Source organism: Arthrobacter sp. NPDC080031, from assembly GCF_040702485.1.
Lineage (GTDB): Bacteria > Actinomycetota > Actinomycetes > Actinomycetales > Micrococcaceae > Arthrobacter.
Genome location: NZ_JBFBLA010000056.1, coordinates 1 through 2,990, shown reverse-complemented (window position 1 = coordinate 2,990; position 2,990 = coordinate 1). Strand labels below are relative to the sequence as shown.

At 63.5% G+C, this 2,990-nt stretch carries 3 protein-coding genes; all 3 read left to right on the top strand.

All coding sequences use genetic code 11. The annotated features are described in order from the left end of the window. The first annotated feature begins 9 nt into the window (after positions 1-9). On the top strand, positions 10-150 hold the full coding sequence (locus AB0323_RS23895; protein WP_366179538.1) for an LPXTG cell wall anchor domain-containing protein: 141 nt from the start codon (positions 10-12) through the stop codon (positions 148-150). 231 nt (positions 151-381) lie between these two features. Further along, positions 382-2,727 (top strand): SpaA isopeptide-forming pilin-related protein, encoded by a 2,346-nt coding sequence (locus AB0323_RS23890; protein WP_366179537.1) that lies wholly within the window; start codon positions 382-384, stop codon positions 2,725-2,727. Between the two features lie 82 nt (positions 2,728-2,809). Next, positions 2,810-2,990, top strand: a 181-nt coding sequence (locus AB0323_RS23885; protein WP_366179536.1) for a hypothetical protein, incomplete at its 3' end; no start/stop codon positions are given.

The following is a 2,990-nucleotide window of genomic DNA, read 5'->3' as shown; positions in this document are numbered from 1 at the left end:
GACAACGTCCTGGCGAACGCCGCCGGATTCTCGCTGCCGCTCACCGGCGGCGCGGGAACGTGGGCCCTGACCGCCGGCGGGGTCCTCGTGCTGGCGGGGGCAGGCCTGTTCATGGTCACCGGCCGCCGGAAACGCACCGAAACAAAATAGCAGGTTGCAGCGACCGGAACGTGACCCGGCCGATGTAGCGCTCCGAAAATTACTTTCCTATTTTCGCGTCACGATCCGCGAATAGCTCCCACTGTTCCAGTGGGTGGCCGTTTCTCCCAGCTTCATTCAAAAATTGAATCTGTTTTCTGCGTCACGAATCGCGGGAAGCGAGCACTTGAAGGCTAGAGACCACCTGTGTGCCCGCTCCCGAAAGTGAAGCAAGAAAAGCCCATGAAGCAGTCCCTTCCAGCCAAGCTACTGCCAATTCTCCTCACAGCCGCGATTGTCGGCCTTGGCCTGGGCGGCACCCTGCCTTCACCCGCGTCGGCGACGGCGGCGGAAACCCCGGGAGTGCCGCCGGCGGGCATGCCGCCGCAGATCACACTGACCAAGGCGCTCGGGGCGCCGCGCGGATCGGCAACGGACCAGTTCACTATGGAGATCCGCGCCGGCGGCGCGACAGGCACGGTGGTCAACAACACCGCGAACTCGACCACGGCAGGTACGGGATCGACAGTCGTTCCGGGTACGGGAACCACCGGCGCCTACATGGCAACGGCCGGAGCAACGTACACCCTCACCGAAGCGGCCGCCGGGACGACCAACCTGGCGAACTATGCCGGCACCATCAGCTGCACGGACTCGTCCGGGTTGCAGCCCGGGTTGCCGAACGGCGCGACTTTCACCGGATCGCTGAGCCTCACGCCGGTAGCCGGTGCCAACATCGCCTGTACCTTGTCGAACAGCGCGCGCTTAAGATCAATCCGCGCGGCGGCAATGCCCGTCATCAACGTAGCCAAGCAGGCGGGCGCGGTTACAGGTCCGGATGCGAACGGCAATTTTGTAGCCAACTACACCATCACCGTCTCCAACACCGGCTCGGTAGCCGGGAGCTACGGCTCACTGGCCGACGTGCCGGAATTCGCCCCGAACCTGGCTATTACCGGCGCGTCCTGGACAACGTCCGGGGCCGGGGCTCCCCCTGGCGGCTCGCCTCCGACCTCCGGCCCGTACGCGCTGGCCCAGCCGAATACCGCCATCGGCGCGGGAGTCACGCACACGTTCAATCTCGCTCTGACTTTCCACTACACGAACACCAACGAGCCTGCGGCCTGCGCGGGCCCCGGCACCGGCCTGTTCAACTCGGTCTTCTTGCCGTCCGGACAGGAGCAGGGCCCGACGACGGACAACTCCGCCTGCGCCTCCCCCCAGTCCAATCTGGTCGCCTCCAAGACCGTTGCCCCGGCCACCGGAACCACGGTCCAGCCCGGGCAGATTCTCACGTACACGTTGACTTTCGACAACACTCGCGGCGTCGCGCCGGCCGCCGTTAGTTACACCGACTGGCTCGGGGACGTTCTGGATGCCTCAAGCCTCGTTGGCAACTCCTTCAGGACGACCACCACGAGCGGGACCCCTTTGACAGTCATGAACAACTCGGGGGCGGCGACGAAAACCCTGGCCATCACGGGCACCATCGCTGCTGGCGCGAAAAGCGTCGTCACCTATCAGGTGACGGTCAATGGCGCCGACAATCTGGGTGATGCTTCGCTTGAGAATTACCTGACGCCGTCCTCCACCACCACGTCGCCAACGAACTGTCCGGCCGGCAGCACCAGCTGCACCGTCAACCCCGTGGGCTCGTGGACACTGGGCAAGGCCGCCTCCCCGGCTCCGGGAACGTACATCAACCCTGGCGACCCCAACGCAAACAGGGTGATTACCTACACGGTCACCGCCACCAATTACACCGCGACTGCCATCACCGGTGTCATCCTCACCGATGACCTGAGCCAAGTGCTTAACAACGCTACGTTCACGCCCGATTCAATGAGACTGACCATCAACGGCGGGGTCCCTATATCCGATTCAGACCCAGGTCCTGACAGGAAGCTGGTCACGCTTCCATTCACCCTCCCCGGCAACGGCACCGCGGTTTTGACCTACAAGGTGACGGTCAATACGAATGCGTGGTTCGCCACCCTGAAGAACGGAGCAACCGGAAGCGGGTCCATCCCACCCGCCCGGTGTGTCACCGGAAGCCCAGCTCCGCTTGATGATGCATGTTTCACCACGCATTCCACCACTGGCCACGTTTTTGTGCAAAAGGCAGGACCCGGGACGGTCCAGGGTTCCACCGCCCCGCTGACTGGCTCGGCCTTTGAGATCCGCAACGATGCTGCCGGGCAAATGGGCCCCACCGTGATCGGAGTGAACAGTTCCGTGTCCGGGTCACCCGGGCTGGTCGAGTTCAGGAACGTGCTCCCGGGGAGCTACTGGCTGCTCGAAACCAAAGCCCCGAGCGGCTACTCGCTCCTGGCCACCCCCGTGAAGTTCACCATAGCGGCGAACGGCAGAATCACTTTGGACGCGGCCACCGCAGCAACGTCAGTAACGGCAAACAACCAAACGATAACCGTTTTGGATTTGGCGGCCGTCAAGCTTCCATCCGCCGGCGGCCCAGGAGCTGTCGGCATCTTCGGCGGGACCGCCCTCGGGATTCTCGCCCTCATAACTTCCCTCGCCCTCATCATCTTCAGGCGAGCGAACAAGACCCCACAAAACCAGACTCCTTAGCGCAGCTCGGCGCAAATCAATGGGGGAACAAGAAAGGAACACGATGAAACCATCGAAGGTGAGGCGCGGCATAATAGCCTCCTTGGCCGTTATTGCCTCAGCGAGCATGCTCGCCCTCGGGACGGGGGGTGCGCAGGCGGCGAACACCGCGAACATCGATCCGTCCAAGACGGCGTCGCTGACGATCCACAAGTATCAGAAGCCGGTTACGGCGACGAGCCTGCCGAGCGACGGGACGGCCCTGACGGCTGCCCAGTTGCAGG

What these genes read in the sequence shown, in the direction of transcription:
- AB0323_RS23890 (WP_366179537.1), top strand. Translation starts at nt 382, where the DNA reads ATGAAGCAGTCCCTTCCAGCCAAGCTACTGCCAATTCTCCTCACAGCC.